The organism is Staphylococcus sp. EG-SA-18 (assembly GCF_017151825.1).
GTDB lineage: Bacteria > Bacillota > Bacilli > Staphylococcales > Staphylococcaceae > Staphylococcus > Staphylococcus aureus.
Window position 1 is genome coordinate 1 of the sequence record NZ_JACYVY010000023.1, and the last position, 25163, is coordinate 25163.

Sequence of the window (25163 nt, forward strand, 5' to 3'; positions counted from 1 at the left end):
AAAGCTTATATTAGTCAAAAAGAATGGCTAGAAATGTGGCGTGATGTCACAGGAAATTCTGAAATCACACAAGTACATATACAAAAAGTTAAGCAAAATAATAATAAAGAACTTTACGAAATGGCTAAATATTCTGGTAAGGATAATGACTATTTAATTAATCAAAAAGTGTTCGATGCATTTTATAAAGCGTTAAAAGGAAAACAAGTTCTTGTTTATTCTGGACTGTTTAAAGACGCAAGAAAGAAATTAAAAAATGGCGAATTAGATTACTTAAAAGAAGTTGATCCGACCGAATATATTTATCAAATTTTTTATACTTGGAATAAAAAAGAGTATTTAGCGAGTGAAATTTTTGATTTAACAGAGAGTGAAAAACAAGAAATTAATCATCAAATGATTGATGAAATTGAAGAAGAAAAATAAAAATAAATTTTCTTAAACGTTAGCAAAAAGCTAGCGTTTTTTTGTTGAAAATACGTTAAAAATGGCTGGGTACAAACTGGGTACAGACACAATATATAGGGGTACAACCGGGGTACAATCGCAATTTGTAGGGGTACAATCGGGGTACAAAAATAAAAAAGTGGTAGCAGATTGAAAATCTTGTATCCCTTGAAATGTCTGGCTTCGCCAGACCTACCATTCAAAATGGTAGCAAATTTCCCTTATGCTCTTACAAAGAATTTGGAGCCAATTCAAAATTTGGTGTTTTTTGAAAGAAATTGCCCCTGCAGGAACTAAAAAAGTTGATGAATTTTTGAGCCATTATATGCCAATTTTTAATTTGCATGTAGATGGGCAGTGTCTAAAAATTCGACACTGGTTTTGCTCAAATTTTTGTTTGTGAAATTAAAATATAATTATTTGGCTCTTATTTGCGTTTTAAGAGCCAATATAAGTTTTTGGGTATAAAACTATATGAATGACTCTAATTTTTCAAAATACCGCCTTAAAATTAAAAATAAAGGTATTCTGATTTGTAATAAATTAGAATATAAAAAAAGAGCCACCATTTAAAATTTAGGTAGCTCTTACTCACTTTTTGGATGATAAAAGTGGAAAAATAATTCGAGAAAAACAGAAAGGATATTTTAATTATAACACGGCATTTATGCCGAGAAAATTTATTGATGTTGAGAAGAACCCTTAACTAAACTTGTAGACGAATGTCGGTATAGCGTGAGCTATTAAACCGACCATTCGACAAGTTTTGGGATTGTTAAGGGTTCGGAGGCTCAACGTCAATAAAGCAATTGGAATAAAGCAACTTTGATTAATAACTTCTAACTTTTGGGGCTTTATAGTTTTTTATAAATTCTTCGATTTCTTGGAATGAATTTGAGAATAGTATTTTATCTCTATCTTCCTGAGTTAAAAACTCGTTTGAAACCATTTGATCGTAGAATTGTTCGATAAGTGAATAATAATTATTTGTATTGAAAAAAATACACGGGTTGTTGTTTTGACCAACTCTTGACCATGATACAACTTCAGTGATTTCTTCTAAAGTTCCAGGACCACCGGGAAGAGCTATACATACATCGCCTTTTTCTAAAATAACTTCTTTTCTTTCTGACATACTTTCCACGATTATTAGTTCGTCTAATTTGTCATGAGCTAACTCTCTTTGTTGTAAAAACGTAGGCATTACACCGATTGTTTTTCCGTTGTTATGTATTACAGTATTTGCGATTGTACCCATTAGTCCTGCATTTCCGCCACCAAATACTAAAGTATGATTATTTTTAGCTATCCATTCTCCTAATTGAATCGCACTATTTTCGTATTCTTTTTTGTTTCCTTTGCTCGCTCCACAATAGACGATAATATTCATTTGTTATTACTCCTTTTTTTATTTTTTATGTTATCAAAAATAGAAGTAATTTGGTTCTGTTGCAAAGTTAAAAATCATGTAATATTTATACTGAAAAACGAAAAATAATTAATACTAACAAAACTCTTTACTGTTAAAACAATATTTGCTTTTATAGTTTTGTATAGATGTGCATATAATTTTAACTTTGCAACAGAACCATAAAGATAATTCTTATAATCAGCACATGCATGTATTGGTATGTGTGGAACCAACTTATTTTAAGAATACAGAAAACTACGTGAATCAAAAACAATGGATTCAATTTTGGAAAAAGGCAATGAAATTAGACTATGATCCAAATGTAAAAGTTCAAATGATTCGACCGAAAAATAAATATAAATCGGATATACAATCGGCAATTGACGAAACTGCAAAATATCCTGTAAAGGATACGGATTTTATGACCGATGATGAAGAAAAGAATTTGAAACGTTTGTCTGATTTGGAGGAAGGTTTACACCGTAAAAGGTTAATCTCCTATGGTGGTTTGTTAAAAGAAATACATAAAAAATTAAACCTTGATGACACAGAAGAAGGCGATTTGATTCATACAGATGATGACGAAAAAGCCGATGAAGATGGATTTTCTATTATTGCAATGTGGAATTGGGAACGGAAAAATTATTTTATTAAAGAGTAGTTCAACAAACGGGCCATATTGTTGTATAAGTGATGAAATACTGAATTTAAAACTTAGTTTATATGTGGTAAAATGTTTTAATCAAGTTTAGGAGGAATTAATTATGAAGTGTAATGAATGTAACAGGGTTCAATTAAAAGAGGGAAGCGTATCATTAACCCTATAAACTACGTCTGCCCTCATTATTGGAGGGTGAAATGTGAATACATCCTATTCACAATCGAATTTACGACACAACCAAATTTTAATTTGGCTTTGCATTTTATCTTTTTTTAGCGTATTAAATGAAATGGTTTTGAACGTCTCATTACCTGATATTGCAAATGATTTTAATAAACCACCTGCGAGTACAAACTGGGTGAACACAGCCTTTATGTTAACCTTTTCCATTGGAACAGCTGTATATGGAAAGCTATCTGATCAATTAGGCATCAAAAGGTTACTCCTATTTGGAATTATAATAAATTGTTTCGGGTCGGTAATTGGGTTTGTTGGCCATTCTTTCTTTTCCTTACTTATTATGGCTCGTTTTATTCAAGGGGCTGGTGCAGCTGCATTTCCAGCACTCGTAATGGTTGTAGTTGCGCGCTATATTCCAAAGGAAAATAGGGGTAAAGCATTTGGTCTTATTGGATCGATAGTAGCCATGGGAGAAGGAGTCGGTCCAGCGATTGGTGGAATGATAGCCCATTATATTCATTGGTCCTATCTTCTACTCATTCCTATGATAACAATTATCACTGTTCCGTTTCTTATGAAATTATTAAAGAAAGAAGTAAGGATAAAAGGTCATTTTGATATCAAAGGAATTATACTAATGTCTGTAGGCATTGTATTTTTTATGTTGTTTACAACATCATATAGCATTTCTTTTCTTATCGTTAGCGTGCTGTCATTCCTGATATTTGTAAAACATATCAGGAAAGTAACAGATCCTTTTGTTGATCCCGGATTAGGGAAAAATATACCTTTTATGATTGGAGTTCTTTGTGGGGGAATTATATTTGGAACAGTAGCAGGGTTTGTCTCTATGGTTCCTTATATGATGAAAGATGTTCACCAGCTAAGTACTGCCGAAATCGGAAGTGTAATTATTTTCCCTGGAACAATGAGTGTCATTATTTTCGGCTACATTGGTGGGATACTTGTTGATAGAAGAGGTCCTTTATACGTGTTAAACATCGGAGTTACATTTCTTTCTGTTAGCTTTTTAACTGCTTCCTTTCTTTTAGAAACAACATCATGGTTCATGACAATTATAATCGTATTTGTTTTAGGTGGGCTTTCGTTCACCAAAACAGTTATATCAACAATTGTTTCAAGTAGCTTGAAACAGCAGGAAGCTGGTGCTGGAATGAGTTTGCTTAACTTTACCAGCTTTTTATCAGAGGGAACAGGTATTGCAATTGTAGGTGGTTTATTATCCATACCCTTACTTGATCAAAGGTTGTTACCTATGGAAGTTGATCAGTCAACTTATCTGTATAGTAATTTGTTATTACTTTTTTCAGGAATCATTGTCATTAGTTGGCTGGTTACCTTGAATGTATATAAACATTCTCAAAGGGATTTCTAAATCGTTAAGGGATCAACTTTGGGAGAGAGTTCAAAATTGATCGTTTTTGACACAAAACCTCTTAACTTAATATTAAGAGGTTTTTCTTGGATATTTAAGTCTATAAACTTGTGTTATAATCAATGTATCATAAATATCAAAAATCATGAGTTTTTAGACGATGAGAGACGTGTTTATTTGCATCGAGAACTAGATTTCATTAGTAAGTACTCATAAAACGATTAAAAGAGGTGGTATTCAAATGGCTAAAATTGGTTATGCACGTGTATCAACACAAGATCAAAGTCTTGATGGACAGATTGATACACTTGAGGAATATGGTTGTGAACGTATCTTTAGCGAGAAAGCGAGTGGTCGCAAAACGAAAAGAACGGAACTTGATAAGTGTTTGGATTATTTACGGGAAGGAGATATTCTAGTTATCTATAAACTAGATCGTCTTGGACGTACAACGAAACAATTAATTGAGTTATCCCAATGGTTCGATGAAAACAGCATTGATTTACATATTATTGATATGAATGTATCAACGAAAGATGCGATGGGCAAGATGTTCTTTACTATGATGAGTGCATTCGCTGAACTTGAAGCTAACTTATTAAGTGAACGTACGAAAAAAGGATTAGAAGCAGCACGAGCAAGAGGGCGAAAAGGCGGGAGGCCTTCATTACCTGACCATAAGAAAAGAGAAATTAAGTTTCTATACGATGAGCAAAAACTTACAGGAGAAGAAATTGCGAAACAAACAGGGGTAAGTCGTTCTACAGTATATAGGATGCTTAAAGATTAAACTCTATGAAAAAATATATTACTTAAGGCTCTTATAGGTGTATCTAAATCATTTTATGAACATTGATTTTATGTTGAGTTTTTGAACATATTATATACTGATATTCATAGATTTTGGATTATGAAGAAAGAGTGTACAGAAAACAGTTATTTTCTGTACACTCTCATCTTTAATAATATATTTTAAATGTCATTAACAAAACTAATTTAATAAGAGTCAAGCATAGTTTACATATGTATTATGTTTGAAACATACCTCTAATTACTTTTTACTAATATCATTTAAAATATCTCGCAATTCTTCAATTTCTTTGTTATTTAATTCTTCATTTTTCGCAAAATTCAACACTAAACTTTTCATATCCCCTCCATACAGTTTATTAAGAAAGGTTTTAGCAGTTTTCATTTTAATATCGTCTTCTTTAATATTTGATGAGTAAAAATAAATATTTTCTGATTTGTATCGTTTTATAATCTCTTTTTTATATAGTCTTGTGATTAATGTTCTAATCGTTTTATCACTAACTTCTTTATATTTTTGAATTTCAACTACAATTTCATTAGCTGATACTGATTTTTTATCCCATATTATATTCATAACATCCCATTCAGCCATAGATATTTCAACTTGCTTATTGGCCATTTAAAACACCCATTCCTTTTAATATTTTTTCACTTATTAATTCAGCATTTTTCCCAGACGGGTTTCCATCTGATAAATGTGTAGCAAAATAATACTTATCATGATTTGTAATTACGTAACCTACAAACCACCCATTATTATACTTCCCGTTTACTATACCTGTACCTGTTTTCCCATACAGTTCATACTTTTCATTTTTCTTAATCAATAATGAAGAAGATAATTGATTCTTTGCTTTTTTACTAAAATGGTTATTTTGTTCCATCATATTTTTAAAAACTATTACTTGTTCAAGATTAGATATTTTCAAACTATCTTCCATCCAATAGCTTTTATAACTTCCCAAATTTTCATTACCATAATTTAATTGCTTGAGTTGAGCCGCAGTATAGTTCTTTGGTATTTGATTACTAATACGTTCGAAGTACCAATTAACTGAATTTTGCATTGCTGTATTTAAATCTTGTTCCTTATTCCAAGACTCGAAAAGATAATGTTTATGATTCCATGACATACGTGAATTTTTATCACTTATAATATGACGGTCAAGTCCAAACAGTGCTAAATAAATTTTGTAAGTTGAATCAGGAGAATATCTTTTTCTACTTTCTTTTTCATTATAAATATAGTATTTGTCTTTCTTCATGCTGTACATAACGAAAGATCCACTATTTGAACCAAAATTTTTACTTTCATCTAAAATTTGGTAATCGCTTTGTAAGGGCTTTTTATAATTATAATCAGTTAAGGATTGCCCCATTAAAAACTGGCTTTGAATTATCATGATAAAAAAAGTAAAAATACAAATAAAAATTAGAATTAATTTTGACTGCTTTTTCAGATCGGCTTCTTTTATATTAATTAATCTATTTTTGAGTAATGATTTTTTACCATTAAATGAATGGCTTAATATATTTTTGTTGAAAAATGAGGTTTTTAATACGGAGTCCATAATAGATTCCGCATAAGTTTTAAATTCATTTTTGTTAATATTATTAAGGACAAATCTATCGGCTTCTACTTCATTGTCATGAATTATCTTTCTTTTTACAATATGTACTAATGGATTGTAACTCATAATAATAGAGAAGATATTAAAGATAATTAAATGTAAAGTATCTCTATTTTTAGCATGAGCATATTCATGCAGTATTATATATTTTAGTCTTTTATCAATTACACTTTTAAAATATGAACTAGGAATCAAAATAATATATTTCCCATACCAAAAAGTTATTGGAGATTGAATAGCCTCTGCTTTTCGAATCACAATATTTTTTTTATATTGATGGTTGAAAAGTATCGTATCTATTTTATTTTTTTCATTTTCGTTTAGATAAAGTGACTGTTTCTTTAAATATTTAAGATATAATAAGGCTTTCAAAAATTTAAAACTTAAAATAATAACTAAAACTATCCAAATAACTGTGCAGATATTATCAATTGAATCCCAATTAAACTTATGGATATCTGTTGCGAACTCTTGAACAGGTTTGGTGGTAATTATGTTATGGTTCAAGTCGTGTGACTTACTTTCAACTGTGGGCGCTTGATTATTCACATTATTAAATTTTATAAAAGAGAATTTAATTGGGATAAAAGGAATTAATCCAGCAAGCACAGTTAGATACCAAACTTTATAATTTAAACTATAATTAAAATAGCGTTTTAATATGTACCTAAAAAATACTAACAATAGAAATATAAAACAAAAGCTTACTACACTCATTATTAGTAATTTAGCCATTTTGACACCTTCTTTCAAATATTTATAATAAACAATTGACATCAATATTACAATTGTAATATTATTGTTTTGTAAAAATTACAACTGTAATATCGGAGGGTTTATTTTGAAAAAGTTAATATTTTTAATTGTAATGGCTTTAGTTTTAAGTGCATGTAATTCAAACAGTTCACATGCCAAAGAGTTAAATGATTTAGAAAAAAAATATAATGCTCATATTGGTGTTTATGCTTTAGATACTAAAAGTGGTAAGGAAGTAAAATTTAATTCAGATAAGAGATTTGCCTATGCTTCGACTTCAAAAGCGATAAATAGTGCTATTTTGTTAGAACAAGTACCTTATAATAAGTTAAATAAAAAAGTACATATTAACAAAGATGATATAGTTGCTTATTCTCCTATTTTAGAAAAATATGTAGGAAAAGACATCACTTTAAAAGAACTTATTGAGGCTTCAATGACATATAGTGATAATACAGCAAACAATAAAATTATAAAAGAAATCGGTGGAATCAAAAAAGTTAAACAACGTCTAAAAGAACTAGGAGATAAAGTAACAAATCCAGTTAGATATGAGATAGAATTAAATTACTATTCGCCAAAGAGCAAAAAAGATACTTCAACGCCTGCTGCTTTCGGCAAGACTTTAAATAAACTTATCGCAAATGGAAAATTAAGCAAAAAAAATAAAAATTTCTTACTTGATTTAATGTTTAATAATAAAAACGGAGACACTTTAATTAAAGATGGTGTTCCAAAAGACTATAAGGTTGCTGATAAAAGTGGTCAAGCAATAACATATGCTTCTAGAAATGATGTTGCTTTTGTTTATCCTAAGGGCCAATCTGAACCTATTGTTTTAGTCATTTTTACGAATAAAGACAATAAAAGTGATAAGCCAAATGATAAGTTGATAAGTGAAACCGCCAAGAGTGTAATGAAGGAATTTTAATATTCTAAATGCATAATAAATACTGATAACATCTTATAGTTTGTATTATATTTTCTATTATCGTTGACATGTATAATTTTGATATCAAAACCTGATTTTCCCTTTATTATTTTCGAGATTTATTTTCTTAATTCTCTTTAACAAACTAGAAATATTGTATATACAAAAAATCATAAATAATAGATGAATAGTTTAATTATAGGTGTTCATCAATCGAAAAAGCAACGTATCTTATTTAAAGTGCGTTGCTTTTTTCTCATTTATAAGGTTAAATAATTCTCATATATCAAGCAAAGTGACATAATTGTTGAATTTATAGTAACTGAAACGTATGATTAGGGTGTATATTAATTATGAGATGGAAATCAATGATTGTTGGCTATGCGAGAGTATCATCGAACGATCAAAATTTAGAAAGACAACTTGAAAATTTAAAGACGTTTTGTGCTGAAAAAATATTTACAGAAAAACAGTCTGGGAAATCTATTGAAAATAGACCAGTACTTCAAGAAGCACTTAACTTTTTGAGGATGGGAGATCGGTTTGTAGTAGAATCCATTGATTGTTTAGGTCGTAATTATGATGAAGTGGTTGGCAATCCATTACTGGATAAGTTTATGAAAGATTTAATTATTCAAATATTAGCAATGGTTTCAGAACAAGAGAGAAATGAAAGTAAACGTCGACAAGCGCAAGGAATTCAAGTTGCGAAGGAAAAAGGCGTATATAAAGGGCGCCCCTTACTTTATTCACCAAATGCTAAAGATCCACAGAAACGTATTATTTATCATCGCGTTGTAGAAATGTTAGAAGAAGGCCAATCAATTAGTAAAATTGCGAAAGAAGTAAATATAACAAGGCAGACGATTTACAGAATTAAAAACGATAATGATTTGATTTAATAAACTTTGTTTCAATGCAACTGAGAGCTTCTCACAGCGTCTCAAAACAGATGATTATAATCTATTATGAGTTTTTAATAATAAGACAAGAAAAGAGAGCGTAAATATGCTCTCTCTTTTTCTCATTAACGAACGTTTATAACGCAATCATGATGAGAGTATTAATACAGTTAATTATTTGAAATACTTTAGTTTATATAATGTTGAATTATAGGTAGTGAAATTGTATTTATTATACATTGTCATATCGTTGTTTAATGATAGTTAATTTAAGGATAATAGAATTAATATTATATATAGATGAACAAAACAAGCAACAGAGCAGAAAAAACACTTTTAGATTATTTTTACTCATTCTCTATTTTATTTATTTTTGCTATAATAAATAAATAATATTAAATGGAGGTGTTTTTATGAAAAAGAAATTTGTTTCTAGTTGTATTGCTAGTACAATCTTATTCGGCACTTTATTAGGTGTAACTTATAAAGCTGAAGCTGCAACAGTACATGTAGCTGGTGGTGTTTGGAGCCATGGTATTGGAAAACATTACGTATGGTCTTATTATAGTCACAATAAAAGAAATCATGGTTCAACAGCAGTAGGGAAATATTCATCTTTTAGTGGTGTTGCTCGACCTGGTGTTCAATCTAAGGCATCTGCTCCAAAGGCTTGGGGTGGAAACAAAACATTTTATAGTCTTCACTAATTACATATATTAATTAAGGAGAATAGACAGAATTAAGTAAACTTAATTCTGTCTATTCTCTTGAAAGAGGCAATATGAAAAAATTCAAATTATTTTTAGATTTTAGTACTTTATTATTAATTTCAGGGCTATTATTTTTATTTTTCTTCAAAGAAAATGAAGAAATTATACCTGAAAGTTCCAATATTTTAACAATCTCTAATTGGGATAAATCTAACAGTAAATCAAAAGTGTTAGATGTCATTGAATCAGGCGCCAAAAATCAAAATATACAAATAATTAAATCCGTTAAAGATTTTGATAATAAAAAAGAATTTTTTGTTTTCAACTCAAAACGAAATAATTCTGACTTTATACGTAATAAAACATCACTTTTAACTCCATCAGATTTATTAAACAGAGAGATAAAAGGAAAGTATTATATTATTGGTGAACATTTCAATGTAGAAGAGCTTACGAGTGAATTAAAAAAAGCTGGTTTAACATCTGAAGTTGAATACATAAATAGAAACATATTATTTTTTGAATTAGTCATAGATAATGATTTATTAGTGCCTTTCATATTCTTAGGCGTATTATATCTTTTGTACTTCTTATATGACAGAGGATATAATTTGAAATTTTATGCTATTCAAAAGCTACATGGCTTTTCAACTACACGCATTATTTTTCATAATATTCATATAAAAATCATTTATTGGCTAGTACTTACCGCTATTTTCTTTATTGCTAATATATTAATCATTCATATAGCCAATTTAGAATTGGATTTCTTAATGTTTATTCGTAGATTTATCGTGTTGCTTTTTGTTTTTGCTTGTATTACTACATTGCTGTGGCTGATTTCGTATAGTCTTCTTTTGAAGTTAAGTATTCCATTAATCTTAAAAGGGAAAAAAGGATATAAGTTTTCAATATTTATGGGTACCTTCACCAAATGTATCATGGTGCTAATACTATCTTTTTTACTGGCACAAAATTTAAATGCTTATACGAAGTTAAAGAATATATATGACTCTGAAAAAATCTGGCAAAAGTTAGATAATTACTATACATTAGAGATTTCTCCTAATATTAGAAATTCAGAAGAAAAACAAATTTTAGAAACTAATATATACAATTTAATTAAGAAAAGCGAACAACTTGGTGGATTGCTTTTAAAGAATAATAATATAGCCAATCCCGATAAAAACAATTACATTCCTGAAAATGGCAATGTCTTTTTTATCAATAACAATTTTCTGAATTTCTATAAAAATATAAATCATGATTTTAAAATGATTGACAATCATTCGGATAAAATAAACGTGTTTATTCCTCCAAGGTTACAATATCAAAAATCTGAAATTCAAAAAAATCACCAAGGATGGATTGACTTTCAAAAGCAACAAAACAAAAAAGTAGATGTGCAAGTACTGTCAAAAAACGTATCTGTTTTTTCTTTTGATCGCACAACTAATTTGAAATTTGGGTATCTAGATTCTCCAATAGTAATGTTGTTGACACTTGACGATTTAACAGGAGATTTTTATTTAGCTGCTGTTTCTCAAGGTGGATATCTATTTAAAGATTTAGATACACTTAAACAGTTGCTTAAAGATAATCACCTAGAAGAAGAAATTAGCGGTATAACTAATTACAAGGATTCTGTGTTAAATGAATTAAATGAAACGAAAACAAAAATGATAATAACAATAGTTACTATTATTATTAACGTTTTCATTCTTTTGATAGCTACTGTATTTGAAACAATTCAATATTTTAGCTGGAATAAAAAGCAACTATTATTAAGAAAAATTCATGGTTATTCATTATTCAGCAGTAATGTACGTTATTTAACAATTTCTATCTTACTTTCTATTATGTTAGCTTACACTACGCATATTTTATTTGGTTCAAAGATATTACTATTCATAATAATGTCTATTGCTATTATTCAACATTTACTTCAAATTGCTTATATTAAATATCTTGAAAAATACTTTAAAGATTTAATGAGGGAGATTTAAACAATGAAAAGAACTTTAATTATTGTAACAATTGTACTATTAATCATCATACTTAGTCTGTTATTGGTTAGAAATGAGCATTTAGATCGTTTTAACCCACTGTTAAAAGAAAAAGTATCTTATGCCAAAGTTCCAAAAGATACCCAGGACTATAGAAATATAACTGTATACTCTAAAAATGGAGAAAAAAAGAGTTATAAATTGGATTTTTTAGGTTATGATCCTACAAAAGAATATGTGAAAGTAAATCATAAAGGGAAATATGTGCGTTCGATAGAATACATTACAAAAGATATTCCTAGCTTTTTAAAATGAGGTGACCGATAGTGATAAAACTTGAAAATGTTTTTGTAAAAAAAGGTAATAAAAACATTTTAGACGGATGTAACTTTAATTTTGAAAAAGGAAAATCATATGCTTTAGTTGGAGAAAGTGGCGCTGGAAAATCTACTTTACTTAACATAATCGCTGGGTTCGAAGATGTATCACAAGGAAGCATATATATTGAAGATAAGTTACTAAAAAAGAAAGTCGATTTTTATAGATATACGTTAGGGTATTTGTTTCAAAATTTTGCTTTACTTGAAAATCAAACAATCAGTCAAAATTTAGATTTAGCCCTAAAGTTCAAAAAGAATAAAAAAGATAATATGAACTTAAAGAAAGAAGTATTAAAAAAGGTCGGCCTAGATTTAGATATCAAGAGAATTGTTAGTTCTCTAAGCGGTGGTGAACAACAAAGAGTAGCATTGGCAAGATTAATATTAAAAGATCCGAAAATCATTTTAGCTGATGAACCTACTGGGTCACTAGATACGAAAAATGGAAAAATAGTTATTGATTTATTATTGAAGCTACTTGATGAAAATAAAACTATGATTGTCGTAACGCATGATTTAGAGCTTGCGAAACGATTTGATGTCATAGTCAATATTTCTGAGCTTAGAAGTTAAGAAATATTGATAGGTATAGCCATACATAGAGAAAAAACAATATGAAATATGATTAGTCATTACTTTTGAGTTTTTTAATTTAAGGACTGGATTTTCCAGTCCTTTTTTATGATGATAAAAAACAAGCCTCGCAGAGCACACGTTTTTAATGACTTATTTGGTTTTTAATAAGTCTAGTATGTTAAAACTTTTCTGTGTTTAGGTGTTATAATCATATGCAGTGGAAGTTGATTTATTATGTCTTATTCAATTATTCGAGTTGTTAAAGTGAAATCAAAAACAAATACAAGAGGTATTCAAAGACATATTCAAAGAGAAAATAAAAATTATGAAAATATAGATATTGATTTAAGTAAGTCATATTTAAACTATGATTTAGTCAATGATACTAAGTTTGATTTTAATAAAAAAATTGATGAGAAAATCGAAAAAAATTATAAAGGGAAACGCAAAATTAGAACAGATGCCATTAAACATATTGATGGATTAATTACATCAGATAATGTGTTTTTTAATCAATTATCTGAAGAAGAGACAAAATAGTTTTTTAAGCATGCTAAAGCGTTCTTGGAAGAAGAATACGGTAAAGAAAATCTTTTATATGCGACAGTACATATGGATGAGATAACACCACATATGCATTATGGCGTAGTTCCTATTACTAAAGATGGACGTTTAAGTGCGAAAGAAGTTGTAGGTAATAAAAAAGCATTAACCGAATTCCAAGATAGATTCAATACGTATATTAATAAGCAAGGCTATGATTTAAAACGAGGAATTTCTAGACAACTTACAAAAGAAAAACATGATCAAGTTAGCCGTTATAAACAAAAAACAGAATATCATAAACAAATGCATATGCGCTAGAAGCAAATAGAGGATTATTTAAAGCAAGAAAATGATAAATTGATACAAAACTACCAAAAATCATTAGATACGCTTAAAAAGCTTCTGAGTGTCATGTATGAAATTAAAACTAAAAATGTAGGTGGATGGTTTCATAAAGAGAAGCAAGAAACAGGCAATATTGTAATTACTAAAACTGATTTTGAAAAATACACTAAACAAATTAAAGCAGCACAGATGATATTAGATGATTATGAATGTATTAAAAGTGGGAAGTCATTAAAAAAAGCAGAGAAACAAAATGAAAGTTTAGTTAATGAATTGACTAGTGTCCATATGGAAAATGAAAAGCTGGTTGAAGAATTTAATGATTTAGCACAACGTTATAATTATTTGTTGTCAGAGAATGAAAAGAAAGATAAAGAACTAAATTATACGCTTAAGTTATTCAATCAAGTTTTTAAAATCATTAAAAGTATGATGAAAGAAGAGCGTTATCATACACTAATAAATCATATTGATAATCATTTAGACAATTCTAAAATACGTGAAGTAATGACGATAGATAACAATGATGAACAGTTCTTTAAGAAGAAATATCAAGCACAAGAACGAGAAATCATTTTTAAAGAAGATAGAGAAGATGGTTATACATTATAAAAATAGATATTTAAATGCATTTGTTTGAGGTTAATTATTTTTTAGGATGAAAAATAGGTAGCCCCCCTCGAACTTTTTAATATATTTTTATAAATCTTTTTAAAAACCTTTTTAGGGGCTTGTTCAGCCCTAGAGCAACAAGGGATTTCAATGCCTAAAGGAGTGTTTTTGCCACATAAAAGGAGTGTTTTTGCCACATAAAAGGAGTGTTTTTGCCACATAAAAGGAGTGTTTTTGCCACATAAAAGGAGTGTTTTAAAAAGTTGTACTCCTTTTATGGTTTGACATTGATAATAAAGTAGTTTATTGTGAATAAAAGTTTTCAAATGGGAGTGTATATTCAAACGATACTCCTTTAGGTTCGTAATAAAGGGGGCTGTATCATGACAGGAGAGACAGTTGTATATAAAAATGAAATGAATTTAGTTCCATTAAGGCGATTTACAGCTACTGAAATTAATTTATTTTTTGCGATGTGTAATAAATTAAAAGAGCAAGATACTAATACATTACGTTTGTCTTTTGATGAATTAAAAAAATTAAGTAATTATAGTCCAGAAACACGTAATATTAATAGATTTGCTAATGATTTAGATAATGTGTATAAAAAGATGTTGAATTTAACCATTAGATATGAAGATGATGATGTAATAGAAAGATTCGTTTTATTCAATCATTATAGAATCCATAAGCGAGAACAATATCTAGAAATATCAACTTCTTCAAATTTAAAACACATATTGAATTCAATTACTAATAATTTTACAAAATTTGAATTAAAAGAAATGACTAGGCTTAAATCTACATATTCTAAAAATATGTTTAGATTACTTAAACAATACAAACATACAGGCTATTTAAAAATTCACATCGATGATTTTAAAAATCGTTTAGATATACCTAAATCTTATCGTATGACTGATATTAACAAAAATGTTTTTAAACCTATTATTATTGAATTAGGTTCTATATTTAATAATCTTACTATCAATAAAATCAAAGCGAAAAAAGGGCGTAAAATTGAATGGATAGAGTTCACATTTGACGCTGAGAAACGCATTCATAACAAACGACAACCTCAAATGTCCAAGATAGATAAATCAAGACAATATGTGAGGCGTGAAAAGACGCCTAAATGGTTAGAAGAACGGTCATATGAAAAGCAACCTCAAAAAGATTACGACCCACAATTAGAGAAAGAACGAGAGGATTTTTTAAAACAACTTGAACTGAATTGGGAATAACGCAACTTTTCGTTGCGAGTTGGTTAACTAAAAGTATCGTGACTTTTCAATTATTTTAATTATAGTTTGAGTTAAGGAGTGATTTTATGAAATTAGCTGAAGCTATAAAAGAACAGAGAGAATTAAAAGGATGGTCTCAAGAGGAATTAGCCAATATATTAAAGGTTTCCAGACAAAGTGTTTCTAAATGGGAAAGTGCCAAAAACTATCCTTCCTTAGATATTTTGATTGCTATGAGCGATTTATTCGGAATCTCTTTAGAGCATTTAATTAAAGGAGATGCACGTTTTAAAAAAGTTATTTTAGAGGGAAATTATAGAGAGAGTAACAGGGTACCTTCCATAGTTGATTTTCTTTATGATTTTTGGTGGCTTTTCTTTCCTGTTGCCGGATTTTTAGTTTGGGCCATTCATTCGTTCATGGGTTGATTTTAAAATCAAAATTTAATGCACATCAGGCAATATGAAAAAGGAAAGTATTTTTACGACACCTTGAAATGTATTGATAAGAATAGAAGAGTTTACAAAAGGCAATATGAAATATATACTAAAAGTAACAAGAATTTCGTTTGTAAACGCACCAAACCCCGAACTATTCGCCGTAGTTCGGGGTTTTTTGGTGAATTGGCTTTAATCGTCTATATTATTTTTTATCACGTTTATGGAGCTAATAACCAAATAACGTAACGAGACAACCACTGATTGCCGTTGTCATGATGTGAACAAGAATTTCATTCATAAATCGCACCTCCTCTCTACGCCGAATTGACATCTGAGAGATAGACGACCTTCACATTATAACAAATCTCTCCTTCCATGAAATAACATGAATATTAATAAATGTTGTTATATATTAAAGATAAATAAATATAAGGGTGGGATTGATAATGTTTGGCGATCAAAGACAAGAAGCTACAAAATATGTCATTAAAGAAGGTTATCAAGATATTTATTTCCTCAACAAAAACGGGGAATGGTATTATTTCGAAGTAAGAAGTGTTTGGCGTGGCAAACATATTATTAGAGTTAAAGATGGTTTGTTAGGTTGGAGAAAAGAAATAGTAACTGAATAAAGATACAAAATACTTGCCAATGCAAAAGAATGAAAACGCGTCAAATCAACGATGTATAAAAGATGCATAAAAGATAATGAAAGTAAAAAGCCATAAATGCCGTCATATAGGCATTTATGGCTTTTTGTTTGGTTAATATAATCGATGATTATCAGAAGTTCAATTCACATAAAAAAGCACGGCTAATTTATGAACTTGTCGTACCTTTTTAATTAAAATTAGTTACCAAATAGACGACTCCAAAACCCCTTTTTAGCTTCCGTTTCTTCACTCTTTTCTTCTATATCACTATCATTGTCATTTGGATTAGCTGAAACGTCTTCTCTTTGTGCTTCTTCACCTTGTGTACTTTCGTCGCTTTGACTTCCAGATATATCCTTATATTGAATCTCTGTTTCTTTAGTTTCTTCCTGATCTCGGTTAATATTTACAGGACTAGTAGTATATGTTTTTTCTTGTGCATCAACGTTTTGTCTAGCGTTAGTAGATGTATCAAAGGGATAATTAAGGTGTTTTTCTTTTTCTAATTGATTTTCTAATTTTTGAATCTTTTTATTACTCTCTAATGCCAGAACTTGCTGATTCTCAAGCAATTTTGATCTTTCTTGCAACTCTTTTCTGTAAAATTCAATTGTTGTTTCATGACGACTTTCTTGTTTTTCAATTTGATTATTTAAAGTATTAATCTGATTTTTAAGTATTTCTACTATTTGAGCATCGCTTTTAGATTCAAAATTAATATTATCCGACTCTTTTTTTTGTTTGTCTTCAGTAGCACTTTCAAAACCATATTTCTTTTTATTTTCATTTACTCTTTGAATGATTTTTTCTATATCGGTATCTTCTTTAATAAACGAAGTGTTTTCCTGTTTTATTGTCTCTATATTCAATCTCTTAATATTATTAAAAATCGTTTGCTTACTAACCCCTAATTCTTCACTCAACCTTTTTACACTTTTCATATCATCAACCCTTTATAAAATGTTTATAAACCCTTAGTAAAATATTATAAGCTTATAACGATTAATAATAAAGTAATCGACAAATAAAAATATAAATTCGCCAACCTTTTTATCAAGGGTTTGTAAAGGGTTTATGGTGTTTATCAAAGGTTTATAAACCTATATTTTCCCTTTTTTAAGTTTATTCAAAGTGCTATAATAACCTTAATATAACAAAAACCCCAACTACTGGTAATAGTCGGGGTTTGGTAATAAAACGTTTAGAAACTGTTTATTTATATAATTTTCGATACTTAGATTATATAATGAATAATATCTTAGTGCAAGCACCTAGATTATTAAATAAACACAAAAATGTAAGCGTTTTATTACCTCTTACCAAACTAAAATTCGGAAAGAGGTTTTTATTATGTCAATTAAACTTTACAACATAAATGAGGAATACAGAGAAAAGTTTTATCAAATACCGAAAGTATTTTTTACAAATCCTAAATATATCAAGTTATCCAATGATGCAAAAATGGCATGGGGTATTCTTAGAGATCGTTTAGATTTATCAATTAAAAATGGTTGGGTTGATTCTAAAACAGGTAATATTTATTTTTATTACAAAAATGAAAACCCACAAAATATATTAAATTGTAAAAAAGATAAAGTAATTAAAATAAAGAAAGAACTTAATTGAAGCCGAATTACTACTACAAGAAAGACAAGGTTTAAATAAGACAAATAAACTTTATTTAGTTAAACCAGAAGTAACAGAAGATGATATTTATAAAATTCAAAAGCAAGAAAACACTGTTGAGAGCAGCAATGGCAAGGAAGTCGGAAAAACCGACTTCAAGAAGTCGATAAAACAGAATCTAATGATACTGAACTTAGCTATACTGAATCTAACAATACTGAAATAAATGATATGAATGACTTGAATGATATAGAGTCCGAAAATGAAATTAGTAATCATTCAAGTCAATGCAAGGTTATTTAATGCAAACAATTTTAACTGAATTTGAAGAAACACATGCACTTTATATGCGCCGTAAAAACATGAAACAATATAATATCTTTAATCAATCATTCAAATGATTTTATAACAATCAAAGATACATCAAAATATTTCGTTAAATCATCTGACTTTTTAACTGATAGCGATGAAAAAATCAAGAAATTGTCAGTGATCTAGAAAAAGATTTGTATCGAAAACGTATGTTAAGTTATGGTGGATTGCTTAAATAAAAACATAAAATTTTAAACTTAGACGATGCTGAAGATGGCAATTTAATTAATACAAGTGATGAAGATAAAATAGCAAATGAAGAAGAAAAGGCACATTCGATTACGGCAATTTTGAAAAGCAAAATTATTATTTAAGGCATTAGTGATAACTGATGTCTTTTTTTATTACTTTTTTGTAAAAAAAGTGCTGTCTTATTTTTGTGACAAATGCTGTATGTAGTGTCACAAAAGTGTGACACTTGAGCTTTTTATGACCCCACACAAAAACATTTTCGAAGCCTTGAAATATCTGGCTTTGCCAGATCCCCCATTCATTGATGGGGACAAATTTCCCTTATGCTCTTACGGAGATTTTAGAGTTAAATTAAAATTTCTAAGTTTTTGATAAGAAAAGCCCTGCAGGAATTTAGAAGAACGTGGGGAAGTTTTAAAGAATTTTATGCTAATTTTTAATTTGCATGTAAATGGGCAGTGTCTAAAAAATAGTTATTGTTTTTGCTCAAATTTTTGTTTTTGAAAATAGCATATATTTATTTGGCTCATATTTGCGTTTTAAAAGCGTATATAAGTTTTAGATAAAACTATATGAATCACCCCTAAATCTTTAAAATGCCCTCTTAAAATTCAAAATAAGGGCATAAAAAATAAAAGCCCCCCCAGATAAAGTGAGGTAGCTTTTTCTTTCGACGCCGTATCGTCGATGTAATTCAAAAAAGTTATGGGCTATAAATCTACATCACTTTTTCAAGAATGTAGTAGCAATATTCAACGCAAATTAATTTTTATAACTGCTCGGAATATCTCAAGCCGTTTCTTTAATTTTGAAATAAAAAAATCGACGAAGGTCGATTACGTTTTTGCACATGTCGATTTATCCGACGTATAAGTGCGCCCTTACGGGATTTAACTAGATTATAACGACGAATTTTAGACCTGTAAAGCAATAACAATTAGGTCTACCAGGTAGATAAAGTGTACAAAGTAGAACCGAAAAAGTTATTTATTTTGAAGATTTTTCGTAGATATAATTTGCTAATAAACTTCCTAAAACTGAATAAAGAAAAATAGTTAAACTCATGTAATCACTCCATAATTCTGAAGTGTCTCCATGTCTACGCATAGACACGCATTTATGCCGAGAAAATTTATTGTGCGTTGAGAAGAACCCTTAACTAAACTTGCAGACGAATGTCGGCATAGCGTGAGCTATTAAGCCGACCATTCGACAAGTTTTGGGATTGTTAAGGGTTCCGAGGCTCAACGTCAATAAAGCAATTGGAATAAAGCACCTATGATTATTTAAAAATATAAGTTATAATACATTCAAAAATATTTTTGAATGAGGTGTATTATGATTCAAACGGTTGTTGCTGCTGCTGTTCTTTATATTGCTACAGCAGTTGATTTATTAGTAATTTTATTAATATTTTTTGCTAGAGCAAAGACTAGAAAAGAATATAGAAATATTTATGTTGGTCAATATTTAGGGTCTATTATTTTAATATTAGTTAGTTTGTTTTTAGCTTTTGTATTAAATTATGTTCCAGAAAAGTGGATATTAGGTTTATTGGGTTTAATACCAATTTATCTTGGAATTAAAGTGGCTATTTATGATGATTGTGAAGGAGAAAAGAGAGCTAAAAAAGAATTGAATGAAAAAGGATTGTCTAAATTAGTTGGTACGGTTGCAATTGTTACGATAGCAAGTTGTGGCGCCGATAATATTGGTTTATTTGTTCCTTATTTTGTGACATTAAGTGTTACTAATTTATTACTTACTCTGTTTGTCTTTTTAATTTTAATTTTCTTCTTGGTGTTTACTGCACAAAAATTAGCTAATATCCCAGGAATTGGAGAAATTGTTGAGAAATTTAGTCGTTGGATTATGGCTATCATTTATATAGCTTTAGGTTTATTTATTATTATTGAAAATGACACTATTCAAACAATTTTAGGATTTATATTTTAATTTAGGGTGTGATTTTATATGAGTTATGAAAATACTTGTGATGTGATCTGTGTACATGAGGATAAAGTTAACAATGCTTTAAGTTTTTTAGAAGATGATAAATCTAAGAAATTACTTAACATTTTAGAAAAAATTTGTGATGAGAAGAAATTGAAAATCATATTATCTTTGATTAAAGAAGATGAGTTGTGTGTTTGTGATATTTCTTTGATATTGAAAATGAGTGTTGCTTCAACTTCACATCATTTAAGGCTTTTATATAAAAATGAGGTACTTGATTTTTATAAAGATGGAAAGATGGCATATTATTTTATTAAAGACGATGAAATAAGAGAGTTTTTCTCTAAAAATCAGGAGGGTTTTTGAAACGAGTGAAACGAGTTTCTTCTTGTCTTGATACTATAAAAAACAAAGTTATATAACATAAGACGACTTATCGGAAGTTATCTATCATCGTATATTCGGAGATGATATAATATACAGGTCGCCTATCTCTCAGGCGTCAATTCAGACGCAGAGAGGAGGTGCATTACTTTGCTAATCATTTTCGTTCACATCATAGCACCAGTCATCAGTGGCTGTGCTGTTGCGTATTATACTTATTGGCTTAGTAAACGCAACAAATAATTAATAGGCGACTTTATAAGCCAGCATCGAAAAAATCCCCACACTATTGCAGTAGTGTGGGGATTGGTGCATTAATTGTTAATCATTTTCGTTATCTAGATTATAACACTGGTTAGTAGAGGAATGCAAAAAGATAATATTTTAAGTAGTCTTTTTGGATATTATCATATGATATATTTATGTAAATTGATTTTTTATTAAAGGAGCATATATGAGTAATACTAAAATTAAATATCAAATTTTTATTTCATCAACTTATTTAGATTTAATAGAAGAGCGTCAAGCAGTAGTAGAAGCAGTTTTAAACAGTAATAATATTCCAGCAGGTATGGAACTTTTTAACTCAAGTAGTAAAAGCCAATGGGAAATAATAACACAATGGATCAATGAATCAGATGCAGTGATATTATTGTTAGGTTCTAGTTATGGAACAATTGATAGTGAAGAAAATATTAGCTATACAGAAATGGAGTACAATTTTGCTAAATCTTTAGGTAAACCTATATATGTTTTTGAGATGAATAAAGCATCTACCGAATCCGCGGAAAAGTCTAAAAAATTAGATGAGTTTAAGACAAAAGTTAAAGAAAATAGACTAATTAGTCCAAATATTAATGATATTTCGGAATTAAAAAGTAAAGTATCTCAGACTTTAATGCAAAGTGTACCTAGTGAAATTAAAGAAAATAGTGGATGGATAAGAGTACAGGATTGTGGTAAAAATGTAAAAAAATAAAAAAATTGGATGCTATACAAAGAGATTTAGATACATATGATTTTTTGAAAGAAGAACTTTATAAAATATTCATGTATGTAAAAACTTTTTATTTCCAGCACACACCATTTGATGATAGTTATATTGAAGATATAGAAAACTACCTGCTAAATTATGAAAATAATCCACATAAATCATTCATGAAAATAAAAGTTTATGATTATAAAAACTTTTTAAAACATTTAAAAAACATATTGATTTTAATTAAACAAGGAAAAAAGCCATTAGCTCAAGCCGGTCATTTTAAATTAAGCTTTTACGAAGAGGATTTAAAATTGTTACAAAAAAATTATAAGGCTACGCTAGTCGATATTAAAGGATTGAATAAACATTTTTATAAGGAATGTGATAGGTGCTTAAAAGCATATAATATTTTTATTGAGGGTATAAATAAACATTTATATGAATGATATAAGTACACCCTAATCATACAAAATGAATTGTTGAAATTACAGCAATTAAAATGTATGATTAGGGTGTATATTAATTATGAGGTGAAACTAAATGATTGTGGGCTATGCGCGGGTATCATCAGTAGATCAAAATTTAGAAAGACAACTTGAAAATTTAAAAACATTTGGTGCTGAAAAAATTTTTACAGAAAAACAATCAGGTCAATCTATAGAAAACAGACCCGTCTTTCAAGAAGCATTGAACTTTGTGAGAATGGGAGATCGTTTTGTCGTGGAATCAATTGATCGTTTAGGTCGTAATTATGATGAAGTCATTAATACCGTTAATTATCTTAAAGAGAAAGAAGTACAATTGATGATTACCAGTCTACCAATGATGAATGAAGTCATTGGTAATCCATTATTAGATAAATTTATGAAAGATTTAATTATACAGATATTAGCAATGGTTTCAGAACAAGAAAGAAATGAAAGTAAACGTCGACAAGCTCAAGGGATTCAAGTTGCGAAAGAGAAAGGCGTATATAAAGGACGACCTTTATTATATTCTCCCAATGCGAAAGATCCTCAAAAACGTGTTATCTATCATCGTGTTGTAGAAATGTTAGAGGAAGGCAAAGCGATTAGTAAAATTGCGAAAGAAGTGAATATTACAAGACAAACTGTTTATAGAATTAAACACGATAACGATGATTTGTTTTAATAAACGGTTTTTCAATGCAAATGAGAGCTTCTCACAGCGTCTGAAAACTTATGGTGATCAATTATTCTGAGATTTTAATATTAAAACAAGAAAAGAGAGAACCAATAAAAAGCTACCTAATAACTGGTAGCTTTTTATTTATCGTAATTTTAATATATATCTGATTTTTTCATATTTCCAGCCTTAACTTCTGCTGTATCATATATTGCGATAAATGCGTCTGGGTCTACATCATTTATAATTTCTTTAAGTTTTTGTTCTTCGAGTTTATTAATAACACAAGAAATTTCTACAAATGAATTATTTTCTTCATCAATAGTCACTTTTGTAAATGTGCAATACCTTCCCAGTCTTTCTTTAATTTCTTTATTCATAATGTCATAATCTTTTGTAATAATTTTAAACGTTTTCGAACCACTTAGTCCTTCTTCAATAATATGTATAACTTTTGAAGCAATAAAATATGCGAGCGCTGATAAAATGGCACCTTTAAAGCCAAAAACAGTAGAAACAAGTATAAATACGAATGTATTGAGAAATAAAATTAAATCACTTGTTCCGAAAGGTAACTTTCTAGATAATAAAACGGCTAACATATCTATACCATCTAATGCCCCACCATTTCTAAGGGCAAGACCCATGCCTAATCCAATAACAACTCCACCAACTACAGTAATAAGTAGTGAATCACCTTCAATAATTGTTGGTACATGATGCATAATCGAAGTGAATATAGATAATGATAAGATACCTATTATTGAAAATATAGCAAACTTACGTCCGATTTGTTTATAACCTAACCATATAAATGGTAAATTGATTATTCCTATTAATATTCCTAAAGGTAAACCAAACAAAGTGGAACCTACAATACTAATCCCTGTGACTCCTCCGTCAGAAACGTTATTTGGGATTAATATAGATTCCAAACCATATGCTGTAATAAGTGCCCCAATTATAATAAGTAAAATCCTGCCGAATGATATAATCACCATTTTTTTTGTCATTTTTGAACTCCTATTTTTATTATTAAAAAGTCTTCACCTATATTATAACTTGTTTTATCAATTTAATGAAATTGGTGTTAATGATTGATATCATATTTTTTTAAACAAAATTCTAAAAAAGATAATTTAATGTTTAATCAGCGTCTAATACTCAAAGTAAATAAATGAAAAATTTCCCAAGGCATTTACAAATATATTAAAATACACCAATCTCTAAAATTTTGAAGATTGGTGTATTTTAAATCAGTTTATCTGGTTCCTACATCATTTGCAATTTCAGTTTTTTTATTTTTAATATGATAAATACCTGCTTGAACACTTCCAAAATTAGGATTATCTTTTTCTTCTTTAATATTGTAACCTTGATTTTGAAGTATATCTAAATACTTTTTATTCATCCCTTTTTCAAAATGTACTGTATTACCATCATTATAAAATCTAGGTTTATATATACTATCTTGCAACGATCCATTACCTCTAAGGTAATCAATAATTACTTCATTAAGAATAGTTGGTATTTTATTTCCACCAGGGCTACCAATTCCCATATAGTAGTCTGGTCCAACTATAATTGTTGGAGATATATATGACCTTGGCACAGTATTTTTAGCATGATAATTGTTACTATCTTTATTATCAGAGAAGTTCGTCATGGAATTATTCATATAGAATCCTTCATCCATATATTTACCAGACCCAAAGTATCCTGATAGTGTATTTGTCGTACTCGTCATTTGACCTTGTTTGTTAACGACTACAAAGTGTAAAGTACTCGTTTTCTTAACACTATTATCGCTAATAGAGTCAGATGTATTTTGATTGTTATATTTATTACTTATATACATATTTGAA

Annotated in this window: 28 protein-coding genes and 3 pseudogenes; 24 read left to right on the top strand and 7 right to left on the bottom strand. The window is 28.9% G+C overall.

The genetic code is table 11. From position 1 onward, the window contains the following. Positions 1–426, top strand: a 426-nt coding sequence (locus IDG66_RS07320; protein ID WP_200625790.1) for a protein rep, incomplete at its 5' end; no start/stop codon positions are given. A gap of 850 nt (positions 427–1276) precedes the next feature. Here IDG66_RS07320 and IDG66_RS07325 read toward each other — a convergent pair. Continuing rightward, positions 1277–1837, bottom strand: coding sequence for an LOG family protein (locus IDG66_RS07325; protein ID WP_075111657.1), 561 nt, complete (start codon positions 1835–1837; stop codon positions 1277–1279). A 169-nt stretch (positions 1838–2006) separates the two neighbouring features. Between IDG66_RS07325 and IDG66_RS07330 the strand changes: the two genes are divergently transcribed. The 4 genes from IDG66_RS07330 to IDG66_RS07345 all read left to right on the top strand — a co-directional run bounded on the left by IDG66_RS07330 (position 2007) and on the right by IDG66_RS07345 (position 4885). Further along, entirely contained in the window at positions 2007–2519 is a 513-nt protein-coding gene (locus tag IDG66_RS07330) for a protein rep (protein ID WP_224860114.1), read from the top strand. A 103-nt stretch (positions 2520–2622) separates the two neighbouring features. Next, a complete protein-coding gene (locus tag IDG66_RS14300; RefSeq protein WP_012779615.1) occupies positions 2623–2685 on the top strand; it encodes a tetracycline resistance efflux system leader peptide in 63 nt (20 codons plus the stop codon). Between the two features lie 33 nt (positions 2686–2718). After that, positions 2719–4095 carry a tetracycline efflux MFS transporter Tet(L) gene (gene tet(L), locus IDG66_RS07340; RefSeq protein WP_001574277.1) on the top strand — a complete coding sequence of 459 codons (1377 nt, stop codon included), beginning with the start codon at positions 2719–2721 and terminating at the stop codon, positions 4093–4095. Between the two features lie 241 nt (positions 4096–4336). After that, positions 4337–4885, top strand: a complete 549-nt coding sequence (locus tag IDG66_RS07345) for a recombinase family protein (RefSeq protein ID WP_001837446.1) — start codon at positions 4337–4339, stop codon at positions 4883–4885. Between the two features lie 261 nt (positions 4886–5146). Here the strand turns inward: IDG66_RS07345 and blaI are convergent, their stop codons facing one another. After that, complete coding sequence (blaI, locus tag IDG66_RS07350) at positions 5147–5527, bottom strand: penicillinase repressor BlaI (RefSeq protein WP_001284653.1); 381 nt, start codon at positions 5525–5527, stop codon at positions 5147–5149. Further along, positions 5517–7274, bottom strand: a complete 1758-nt coding sequence (blaR1, locus tag IDG66_RS07355; protein ID WP_001096385.1) for a beta-lactam sensor/signal transducer BlaR1 — start codon at positions 7272–7274, stop codon at positions 5517–5519. Before blaR1 ends, blaI begins: the two co-directional genes overlap by 11 nt. A 106-nt stretch (positions 7275–7380) precedes the next feature. Between blaR1 and blaZ the strand changes: the two genes are divergently transcribed. The 10 genes and pseudogenes from blaZ to IDG66_RS07410 all read left to right on the top strand — a co-directional run bounded on the left by blaZ (position 7381) and on the right by IDG66_RS07410 (position 15975). Then, positions 7381–8226, top strand: coding sequence for a penicillin-hydrolyzing class A beta-lactamase BlaZ (gene blaZ, locus IDG66_RS07360; RefSeq protein WP_000733289.1), 846 nt, complete (start codon positions 7381–7383; stop codon positions 8224–8226). 368 nt (positions 8227–8594) lie between these two features. Continuing rightward, positions 8595–9128 (top strand): recombinase family protein, encoded by a 534-nt coding sequence (locus tag IDG66_RS07365; protein ID WP_001823239.1) that lies wholly within the window; start codon positions 8595–8597, stop codon positions 9126–9128. Between the two features lie 413 nt (positions 9129–9541). Next, complete coding sequence (locus IDG66_RS07370) at positions 9542–9835, top strand: lactococcin 972 family bacteriocin (protein ID WP_000726502.1); 294 nt, start codon at positions 9542–9544, stop codon at positions 9833–9835. A 74-nt stretch (positions 9836–9909) separates the two neighbouring features. Beyond that, on the top strand, positions 9910–11844 hold the full coding sequence (locus IDG66_RS07375; RefSeq protein ID WP_000713729.1) for a bacteriocin-associated integral membrane family protein: 1935 nt from the start codon (positions 9910–9912) through the stop codon (positions 11842–11844). A 3-nt stretch (positions 11845–11847) separates the two neighbouring features. Next, a complete protein-coding gene (locus tag IDG66_RS07380) occupies positions 11848–12159 on the top strand; it encodes a YxeA family protein (protein WP_000831610.1) in 312 nt (103 codons plus the stop codon). 11 nt (positions 12160–12170) lie between these two features. Next, positions 12171–12797: an ABC transporter ATP-binding protein gene (locus IDG66_RS07385; protein WP_000593103.1), complete on the top strand. Its 627-nt coding sequence runs from the start codon at positions 12171–12173 to the stop codon at positions 12795–12797. Between the two features lie 237 nt (positions 12798–13034). Beyond that, positions 13035–13664: pseudogene (gene mobV, locus IDG66_RS14175) on the top strand (MobV family relaxase). Between the two features lie 93 nt (positions 13665–13757). Then, positions 13758–14303, top strand: a complete 546-nt coding sequence (locus IDG66_RS07400; RefSeq protein WP_000273005.1) for a hypothetical protein — start codon at positions 13758–13760, stop codon at positions 14301–14303. Between the two features lie 383 nt (positions 14304–14686). Continuing rightward, the gene (locus tag IDG66_RS07405) at positions 14687–15547 is read left to right on the top strand and encodes a replication initiation protein (protein ID WP_000145511.1); all 861 of its coding nucleotides are present in this window, start codon (positions 14687–14689) and stop codon (positions 15545–15547) included. Positions 15548–15633: 86 nt separating this feature from the next. Continuing rightward, positions 15634–15975, top strand: coding sequence for a helix-turn-helix domain-containing protein (locus tag IDG66_RS07410; RefSeq protein ID WP_000761341.1), 342 nt, complete (start codon positions 15634–15636; stop codon positions 15973–15975). Positions 15976–16213: 238 nt separating this feature from the next. Here the strand turns inward: IDG66_RS07410 and IDG66_RS07415 are convergent, their stop codons facing one another. Next, entirely contained in the window at positions 16214–16285 is a 72-nt protein-coding gene (locus IDG66_RS07415) for a type I toxin-antitoxin system Fst family toxin (RefSeq protein WP_106873653.1), read from the bottom strand. A gap of 148 nt (positions 16286–16433) precedes the next feature. Here IDG66_RS07415 and IDG66_RS07420 point away from each other — a divergent pair, with 148 nt between their 5' ends. Beyond that, positions 16434–16619: a hypothetical protein gene (locus tag IDG66_RS07420; RefSeq protein ID WP_000466619.1), complete on the top strand. Its 186-nt coding sequence runs from the start codon at positions 16434–16436 to the stop codon at positions 16617–16619. Between the two features lie 218 nt (positions 16620–16837). On the opposite strand, the gene IDG66_RS07425 is transcribed toward IDG66_RS07420, so the two are convergent. Beyond that, positions 16838–17581, bottom strand: coding sequence for a DUF536 domain-containing protein (locus tag IDG66_RS07425; protein ID WP_000843757.1), 744 nt, complete (start codon positions 17579–17581; stop codon positions 16838–16840). Positions 17582–17990: 409 nt separating this feature from the next. On the opposite strand from IDG66_RS07425, the pseudogene IDG66_RS07430 reads away from it, so the two are divergent. From IDG66_RS07430 to IDG66_RS07460, 8 genes and pseudogenes are all read left to right on the top strand, one after another. Then, a pseudogene (locus IDG66_RS07430) lies at positions 17991–18667 on the top strand (replication initiator protein A). 10 nt (positions 18668–18677) lie between these two features. After that, positions 18678–18960, top strand: a pseudogene (locus IDG66_RS14180) (protein rep); the annotation flags it as partial. A gap of 1208 nt (positions 18961–20168) precedes the next feature. Next, complete coding sequence (gene cadD, locus IDG66_RS07435) at positions 20169–20786, top strand: cadmium resistance transporter CadD (protein ID WP_000616820.1); 618 nt, start codon at positions 20169–20171, stop codon at positions 20784–20786. An 18-nt stretch (positions 20787–20804) separates the two neighbouring features. Continuing rightward, complete coding sequence (locus tag IDG66_RS07440) at positions 20805–21152, top strand: ArsR/SmtB family transcription factor (protein WP_000119691.1); 348 nt, start codon at positions 20805–20807, stop codon at positions 21150–21152. A 168-nt stretch (positions 21153–21320) separates the two neighbouring features. Next, positions 21321–21413, top strand: a complete 93-nt coding sequence (locus IDG66_RS07445; RefSeq protein WP_001791613.1) for a type I toxin-antitoxin system Fst family toxin — start codon at positions 21321–21323, stop codon at positions 21411–21413. A gap of 211 nt (positions 21414–21624) precedes the next feature. Further along, positions 21625–22149: a DUF4062 domain-containing protein gene (locus IDG66_RS07450; protein ID WP_001837412.1), complete on the top strand. Its 525-nt coding sequence runs from the start codon at positions 21625–21627 to the stop codon at positions 22147–22149. A 5-nt stretch (positions 22150–22154) separates the two neighbouring features. Further along, entirely contained in the window at positions 22155–22598 is a 444-nt protein-coding gene (locus IDG66_RS07455; protein ID WP_000338829.1) for a hypothetical protein, read from the top strand. Positions 22599–22692: 94 nt separating this feature from the next. Further along, positions 22693–23304: a recombinase family protein gene (locus IDG66_RS07460; RefSeq protein ID WP_000635275.1), complete on the top strand. Its 612-nt coding sequence runs from the start codon at positions 22693–22695 to the stop codon at positions 23302–23304. A gap of 149 nt (positions 23305–23453) precedes the next feature. Here the strand turns inward: IDG66_RS07460 and IDG66_RS07465 are convergent, their stop codons facing one another. Next, a complete protein-coding gene (locus IDG66_RS07465) occupies positions 23454–24311 on the bottom strand; it encodes a YitT family protein (RefSeq protein WP_000162894.1) in 858 nt (285 codons plus the stop codon). Positions 24312–24559: 248 nt separating this feature from the next. Next, the coding region (locus tag IDG66_RS07470) for a gamma-glutamyltransferase (protein WP_017431970.1) at positions 24560–25163 on the bottom strand (604 nt) is incomplete at its 5' end.